This window comes from Shewanella surugensis (assembly GCF_023284005.1).
In the GTDB taxonomy this organism is placed as follows: domain Bacteria; phylum Pseudomonadota; class Gammaproteobacteria; order Enterobacterales; family Shewanellaceae; genus Shewanella; species Shewanella surugensis.
Genome location: NZ_JAKIKS010000034.1, coordinates 36,774 through 45,212, shown reverse-complemented (window position 1 = coordinate 45,212; position 8,439 = coordinate 36,774). Strand labels below are relative to the sequence as shown.

General features: G+C 39.2%; 7 protein-coding genes. 4 read left to right on the top strand and 3 right to left on the bottom strand.

The features are described 5' to 3' along the window. Window positions 1-107: 107 nt before the first annotated feature. On the bottom strand, window positions 108-908 hold the full coding sequence (phhA, locus tag L2764_RS10660) for a phenylalanine 4-monooxygenase (RefSeq protein ID WP_248940199.1): 801 nt from the start codon (window positions 906-908) through the stop codon (window positions 108-110). 440 nt (window positions 909-1,348) lie between these two features. Between phhA and galU the strand changes: the two genes are divergently transcribed. The 3 genes from galU (at window position 1,349) to L2764_RS10645 (ending at window position 4,141) form a co-directional block, all read left to right on the top strand. Next, entirely contained in the window at window positions 1,349-2,260 is a 912-nt protein-coding gene (galU, locus tag L2764_RS10655; RefSeq protein WP_248940197.1) for a UTP--glucose-1-phosphate uridylyltransferase GalU, read from the top strand. Further along, on the top strand, window positions 2,257-3,270 hold the full coding sequence (gene galE / locus L2764_RS10650; protein ID WP_248940196.1) for a UDP-glucose 4-epimerase GalE: 1,014 nt from the start codon (window positions 2,257-2,259) through the stop codon (window positions 3,268-3,270). The genes galU and galE overlap by 4 nt, the downstream gene beginning before the upstream one ends. Window positions 3,271-3,736: 466 nt before the next feature. Continuing rightward, window positions 3,737-4,141, top strand: coding sequence for a bactofilin family protein (locus L2764_RS10645; protein WP_248940195.1), 405 nt, complete (start codon window positions 3,737-3,739; stop codon window positions 4,139-4,141). 84 nt (window positions 4,142-4,225) lie between these two features. Here L2764_RS10645 and L2764_RS10640 read toward each other — a convergent pair whose 3' ends face one another. After that, window positions 4,226-4,897 (bottom strand): DUF2982 domain-containing protein, encoded by a 672-nt coding sequence (locus L2764_RS10640; protein WP_248940198.1) that lies wholly within the window; start codon window positions 4,895-4,897, stop codon window positions 4,226-4,228. Window positions 4,898-5,353: 456 nt separating this feature from the next. Here L2764_RS10640 and L2764_RS10635 point away from each other — a divergent pair, with 456 nt between their 5' ends. Next, window positions 5,354-6,820, top strand: a complete 1,467-nt coding sequence (locus tag L2764_RS10635) for a capsule assembly Wzi family protein (protein ID WP_248940194.1) — start codon at window positions 5,354-5,356, stop codon at window positions 6,818-6,820. A 118-nt stretch (window positions 6,821-6,938) separates the two neighbouring features. On the opposite strand, the gene L2764_RS10630 is transcribed toward L2764_RS10635, so the two are convergent. Continuing rightward, window positions 6,939-8,417, bottom strand: coding sequence for a sigma-54-dependent transcriptional regulator (locus tag L2764_RS10630; protein WP_248940193.1), 1,479 nt, complete (start codon window positions 8,415-8,417; stop codon window positions 6,939-6,941). Window positions 8,418-8,439 lie beyond the last annotated feature (22 nt).

The window sequence follows — 8,439 nt, the reverse complement described above, 5'->3', positions numbered from 1 at the left end:
AGGTTGCTCTCCTGTCTTTTGGTCGAGACTTGAGCCTACCTATACCGCGGTATAGGTGAAACCTATGCGAGTCACCCCGGCAGAGCCGGGGGTTTACCGTTTGTTAATTATGATGATACTTTCTTTTTTTCTTCAAATTTCGCAGGTAATAAGCCTAATTTAATCGCTTCTTTTACCGTTTTCATAATGTCTGTCTGTGCAAGATCATCGAGCACACTGATATGCTCAATCGCATAATAGACCGGTTGCATGATATCAATTCGATAGGGGGTTCTTAACACCTCGAGTAAATCAAAAGGCTTTATTTCTGGCTTAGGCCCTGTAACATAAAGTGTTTCACCTGGGGAGCTTAAAATCCCACCACCATAGATCCGTAATGTCTCAGGATCCGATTGAATTAAACCAAACTCGACTGTAAACCAATAGAGTCGAGCTAAATACACCCGTTCTTGTGGTGTAGCCGCTAAGCCTAATTGCCCATATAGATGTGAGAAATGGGCAAACGATGGATTGGTTAACAAAGGACAATGCCCAAAAATCTCATGAAATATATCAGGTTCTTGAAGATAATCGAGTTCTTGCTTGCTGCGAATAAAGGTCGCAACGGGGAAAGCCTTATTGGCTAACAGTTCAAAAAAGTTTGCAAAAGAAATCAACGCCGGAACAGCCGCAGTCTTCCAGCCTGTGGTCTCCAATAATACCTTATCAATTTCATGAAGCTGAGGAATATGATCATTTGGCAATGATATGGCGTCTAATCCCTGTAAGTATTCATCGCAGGCTCGGCCCGGTAACTTATCTAACTGACGAGTATATAACTGATGCCAAATATCATTTTCTTCTTGAGGATAGTTTATTTGCCCTGTTTGATCAGCGACACGAGCAATATATTGTGTTTTTTTATTCATCATTATCTATACACATCCAGTTGCAACTCCTTTCATAGTTAACCAAAGAGACGTCTTTGTTAACCATAAGAGGATTAATTCTTTTGACTGATCAGAATAAATCCGTAAAAATTTTGTTACACTCGTTGTCGGTACTATACTCAAGCCACCTAAAGATGCATGTTTTCAGAGTCCGTAAAAATGCGCAATTCAAGCCGCATTATTGTAGGAATGCTTATGCCTTTTAAGGTAATGCAACGCAGGCCCCCTGAGTCAGCATTTTTACTGATTCCCAACGGGCAGCATCTTCGAGTAACTAGGGGAAATAAACAGAATAAATTGAACATAAATTGATGTCTTCAGATCTATTTTTCTCTTGTGGCTGAAAAACAGTTTTGATATCGTCATTTTGCCCGTAATATACAAACTCTCTCTGCACTCTTTAACCATTAAGGAAGACAATGCAGTCTAATCGAATTCGTAAAGCCGTCATTCCCGTTGCGGGTTTAGGCACTCGTATGCTCCCCGCTACCAAAGCTATTCCTAAAGAAATGCTGCCCGTTATGGATAAGCCATTGATTCAATATGTGGTTAATGAAGCCATAGCCGCAGGAATTGATGAAATTGTATTAGTCACTCATGCAAGTAAAAATTCCATTGAAAATCATTTTGATACAAGTTTTGAGTTAGAAGCACAGCTTGAAAGTCGTGTTAAAAGACAATTACTCTCTGAAGTTAAAGCCATTTGTCCAAGCCATGTTTCAGTGATCAGTGTACGCCAATCTCAAGCTAAAGGACTCGGTCACGCTATTGCTTGTGCCTACCCCGTTGTCGGGGACAATCCATTTGCAGTACTGCTCCCCGATGTGATTATCGATAGTGCAAGTTGTCATCTACATTTAGACAATTTGGCAGATATGGTTAAACAATATCATGACACCCAAGTAGCTCAGATCATGGTAGAAGGTGTTCCAGATAACCAAGTTGACCAATACGGTATTGCCGACGTTAATGGCTACCCTTTATCTCCAGCTGAATCCTACCCCCTCACACAGTTGGTCGAAAAACCAAAAATAGCAGAAGCACCGTCTAATTTAAGCGTCGTGGGTCGTTATATTCTCCCTGCCGACATATGGCCACTATTGGCCAAAACCCCAGCTGGAACAGGCAATGAAATTCAACTCACCGACGCCATTGCAATGCTCATGAAAAAACAAACAGTCAATGCCTATTATATGCAAGGTAAAAGTCATGACTGTGGTAATAAGATGGGTTACATGCAGGCTACGGTAGAACATGCTATTCGACATAAAGAAATCGGCAATGAATTTAAAAAATACCTAATAAATCTCGTTAAGGATATGAATATATGACCATTCTAGTAACTGGTGGTGCAGGATACATAGGTAGCCATACAGTCGTTGAATTACTCAATACAGGACATGATGTTGTCATACTGGACAACTTAAGCAACGCCAGTATCACCGCCCTTGATCGAGTCGAACAGATCACTCAAAAAACCATAACGTTTTACCAAGGTGATGTACTGAATAAAGCCTTTTTACAAAAAGTGTTTACTGATCATAATATTCATGCAGTGATCCACTTTGCTGGTCTTAAAGCCGTCGGTGAATCTGTCGAACAACCCTTACGATATTATGAAAATAACGTCACTGGCACACTCAGTTTATGTGAAGTCATGAATGAATTTAATGTCAAAAAATTAGTGTTTAGCTCATCGGCCACCGTTTATGGCGATCCCGCTTCTCTTCCCATCACTGAAGATTTTCCCACATCAGCTACCAACCCCTATGGCCAATCTAAACTCATGGTCGAGCATATTTTAAGTGATTTATACCAGGCGGATAATAGTTGGAATATTGCTCGACTACGCTACTTTAATCCTGTCGGAGCCCATAGCAGTGGATTAATTGGAGAAGATCCGAACGATATACCCAATAACCTTATACCCTTTATCTCCCAAGTGGCAGTAGGAAAACGAGACACGCTTAGTGTATTTGGCAATGATTACAATACCCATGACGGAACGGGCGTACGTGATTATATTCATGTTGTCGATCTCGCCATGGGTCACCTAAAAGCACTCGATAAACTTGACACTCTACCTGGGTTATTAACGTATAATTTAGGGACAGGTCAGGGCTATAGCGTGCTCGATATGGTGCAGGCTTTTGAACAAGCATCTGATCAAAAAATTAACTATCAAATCGTTGCCAGAAGAACAGGAGACATAGCAGCTTGTTATGCCGATCCCAAAAAAGCCCTCACCGAATTAAATTGGCAAGCAACACATACATTACAAGATATGATGACGAGTAGCTGGCAATGGCAATCCAGTAATCCGAATGGTTACTCAGATTAAACCCTTTTGAAAATTGCAGTTGATTCTACGTTGAATCGACTGCACCGCTCTGTTTCACGGTATTGATACCCACACACATTCAAAATCCCGTTGCAGCTAAAATTAAAAGGCGACAAATCAAAAAGAGTTCACTTTATACACACTTTCATTTCATGCCAGAAACATTTATGTTGCTAGTGAAGCTTATTCGAGAAAATGCTTCATTTAATATTCGTCATGAATAGCTTGTTTTTAACCCGTAAAAAAACGTAAAGCCTACAATTAAAACAGTAGTCCAGTTTATTTTATCTGAAATTTAACATTGAATTCAGCTCTACAGTGAATTATTCCCGATAAGTCATTAATTAATTGACTTTACATTCTCCTTAGCCAAAAAAATGACATCTAAGTGCCAAATTTTAGTGGTTTTCTTACTTTAATTTTAACGTTAATATACAACAAACCCTGATCCTATGAAGACATACTAATGTTCAAGAAAAACAAAACAGGCGGACTCACTTTTATTGCTCAAGGCACAAAACTCACTGGTGATATTCAATTTACCGATGAATCTCTTATTTCGGGTGAATTGCAAGGCACAATCTTGTCAACAAGTAACATTAATATCGAACTCGATGGTTTTGTTGAAGGGGAATTACAATGTGTAGAGCTCAGAGTATCAGGCAGCTTTAAAGGAAAATTGAACTGTAATAAACTCAACATCACCAGTACGGGTAGAGTGGATGGTGAAGTCAATTGTCAATCAATGGAGATTTTTGAAGGCGGGCAATTTATCGGTATGCGAGTCAGAGAAAGCACCGAATTACTCTCCTCCTCATACGCAAAACCAGAGTCCGTAAAACAATTAGAAGAAAGTAACTTAGTTAGTTAATCAACATTACTGTCTCTAGCAATTCATTTTTATTGAGGCTAACGCCATTGAATATCGTTAGCCTTTTTGCAGCACATAATCAATTCACAATGCTTCAGCTCTCACTATATCAAAGTCATTTTTATACTTTTTCAATAGTCTAACAAAATCCACACCGTCTCGGTCTAAACTATCGAAAGGAATAAATAAATGGTAGCCCAAATATTTATTAAGCATTAAGCTCCTATGGCCAAACATAGCCAAAACACCTCTGTAACGTTCATCATTCACCATTAATGGGGTAAATTCGGCGCCTAAATAAGTTTCTAAGGTAGCGATATCATCATCTTGAGCGGATGCTGTCATTAATAATGGCCGTTGTTCCGTTAAAAGCCCCGTCGCCAAGCGAGGAGGAATAATATCCAGTATTTCATTGAAATATTTAACCTTTATACCAATATAAGGCAAGGAGATCCATTGTCCATTATGAATAACCTTTGGAATATCAATACGCTGAATATTGCCCCAATTAATCTTAACTTGTCCTCTACGGTGAAAATAATTCAGCCCTTGATTGTTAAGTGTTAAGGTAATATTAGGCTCCAACTGTTTAGCCACTCCCAATAACGTTAAAATGGCGCCAATAGAAAAAAACAACAAGCCGATAGCAAAATTACCTATATTCCACAAAAATAAACTTATCCCGAGCGTTAACGCTATAGTGCCAAAAATGGTTAAAGTGATGCCATTACGCTTAGAAAGCGGATGAATATTCATATCTGTATAACCTAAGCTTATTCCTTCATTTTTAGCCACATTATACGCAATTAATGTGATGATTGAATAAAACCTTTTATTAACCCCCTAAAAACGCTCTTCTAATCTATCAATCAGCCAAGACCATAGAGCAACCCCTTAAAAAGGATAAAAAAGTGTTACTCATTACACTCTAAAGTCAGTTTAATAAAAAATAACTTTATCAAACTGTAACGTTTTAACTTAACAATCAGCAACCCAATCAAAAACATCCTGCGTTTTGCCATCTACAAGTTAATGTAATTAATAGTAAATTTATTAAAACACCATTAAAAGGCCAAAAAACAAACAGTGCAGTATACAAAAGTCGTATTTGAATCACATTTTTATCTTTTTTATAAAATACATTTCTCCTATATACTACTTTCCAATAAAAAAACACCTAACATACTGTCAGCATTAACGATTGAGACAACAATGAAATTTAAATTATTATCAGGGATCCTACTTTTAAGTATCAATTCAGTACAAGCAGCATGGTGGGTAGAGCCAGATGATCTGGCCCTAAGAGCAGATATTCAACTCTTGGCCGATACAGGGATTATTTTACAACCCGTTACAACTTATCCTCTTATGTGGGCAGGCTTAAAGCAAGATATGGATAAAGCCAATCTAGACCAATTATCCCCACAACAAAATTCCGCTTTTGAACGCGTTACTGAAGCCTATCAAAAAGACAATCAAGCCTTTGACACTAGCTTTGAAATTGCTGCTGCCTCGGATACGACCCGTTTTATCGGATTTGGTCAAGATTATCGCGATAAGGGCCAGATCACAGTCAATGCCGATGTCACTAAAGATTGGTTTAGCGGTAGACTCTCAGCCAGCTATCACGTTGACCCTATTGACGGAAACAGTGCCCGCCTAGATAATAGTTTTGCCGCTGTCATGTTAGGAAATTGGATTTTCAGTGCTGGTGTACAGCAAATGTATTGGGGACCTGGTTGGGATACTGGCCTCATTCAAACAACCAACGCTCGCCCGATGCCCGGTATTAGCTTAACTCGAAATAACAGTGAAGCCTTTGAAACTCCATGGCTCAATTGGATTGGCCCTTGGACCTATACGGCAAGTTTTAGCCAAATGGAAAGTGATCGTTATATCTCCGATACAAAACTATGGCGAACTCGCGCCACCATCAGACCGATTTCTAAAATAGAAGTCGGCTTCTCTTGGGCGATGCAATGGGGCGGAGAAGGCTACGGTAACAGTTTCAGTGATTGGTGGGACGGCTTATCAAACGGCGGTCAATCAGAAAATGAATTGGACAACGGTCAAGAGAATATGCTGGCCGGATATGATTTTCGTTGGTCAGATACGGCCTTTGGGATCCCTTATGGTCTTTACTATGAGCGTATACATGAAGACTTCCATACTGAAAAAGTGAAGCTCATCAATGCATCCAATATGGGGGGCATTGATTTTGTCGTTCAAACACTCAATACACGTATTTTCCTTGAATACACAAATACAAAAGCCTCCTGTGGAGTCGACTCAAACGTTTATAACTGTATGTATGAGCATGGTTTTTATCAAGATGGCTACCGCTATTACGACCGAAGTATTGGTAGTACTTATGATAATGACTCTGAAACCTTAGTATTGGGGGCTATCACTCAGTTGGGTAACAACCAAAATATCACCAATAAATTACGTTGGCTAAAGTTGAACGTTGACGGCGTTGACACAGCTAGCGCTGACGGTGGTAGTAAAGTTTCTCCGGAGCAGTACGAACGTATGTATCAATTCGATACCAGTTACCATAGACTCCTCTACAAGGGCACCTTAAAAGTTGGTGGCACTATCGGTTATAGCGAATATGTCACCACAGGTGGCACAGATTGGGACACAACTCTCTATGCAGGGTGGGGACGTAGCTTCTAATTAAGACTCATTATGGTAACTTAGTATTTGAAACCGCGTTTGAAAGCCAAACGCGGTTTCAAGTGTAAACCCTGACTAAAATCCATAAAAACCATAAAAACCAAGACAAGACTCTCGATCATAGTGATGGATTACAGGGCTTATTTTCAAATTCTTCCCAAGCTTGTTTTTTACGATAAATCGTCGATGCACTGATTTCTAACAATGTTGCCGCTTTTGGCACATTACCACCACATACCGCAATCGCTTCTTCAATGGTCTGTTTTTCTGATAGCCATAACGGCATAATATCCTTTTCATCCTGTAATTTTCTCGGCACATTATCTGATGAAAATAAACTAATATTTGAGTCGTTATGGTTTTTTTTTGAATCTTGATTAAGAGGTTTTATATTATTCCCAGCAATCTCTTGTCTCATTTGCATAAGTTCTGCCGGAAGCATATCAACATCAATCAGATCACTTTTATTCAATACTATCATTTGCCTAATAACATTTTGTAATTGCCTCACATTCCCCGGCCAAGAATAATGCTCAAAGATGTTTTCTACCTCAGGGCTAAATCCAGTAAAAGATTTATCTTCTTCTTTATTATATTCTTGAAGGAATTTATTAGATAAGAGGTCGATATCTCTGCCTCTATCTCGTAATGGAGGTAAATCAATAGGAATGACATGCAATCGATAGAAAAGATCTTCTCGAAAACGACCCGCCTTAACTTCTTCCCAGATAATTCTATTCGTTGCGCTCACAAAACGCACATCCACGACCTCTTCCTTTACTCCTCCCACCCTCTGAAAGCTGCCCGTTTGAATAAAACGTAATAATTTACTTTGTAACGCTAAATCCATTTCACAAATTTCATCCAGGAAAAGCGTCCCTTTATGAGATCGAGTCGCCGCCCCCTCACGGTTAGACACCGCTCCCGTGAAAGCTCCTTTGGTATGGCCAAAAATTTCACTTTCAATTAAATCCTTAGGTATGGAAGCACAATTAAGCGCCACAAAAGCTTCACTCTGACGATTTCCAACCTGATGAATAGCTTCAGCACAGACTTCTTTTCCGGTCCCACTTTCTCCCATAATAAACACCGAAGCTTTACTATTGGCCACATTCCCTATTATTCGATAAACCGCTTGCATCGCTATAGAATCACCTATAAATCCCATATAATGATCCTTTGACAAACTGTTTTCATATTTTGATACTAAATTAGCTAACTGCCTCTGTTTCAGAGCATTTCTTACAATAAATGATAACCGCTTTGCATCAAATGGCTTGATTAAAAAATCAAATGCACCCGCTTTCATTGCATCCACAGCAAGATCGACCGTAGCATGGGCTGTGATCATAATAACCGTGATATCAGGATAATACTCTCGGACATACGCTAGAATATCCATTCCAGACATATCGGGTAATTGAATATCCAAAACTAAAATATCGGGTTGCCATTGCTTTAATTCATTTAATGCATCGCTGCCATAATTCACATGAGTTACACTCGCCTTTTCAGCCCTCAAATATTCAGTATATAGCGCACCTAAAGACATACTGTCTTCAATAATGAGCGCACTAAAAACGCCTTTAGCATTCATATGCATACCTAACCAATTAAAT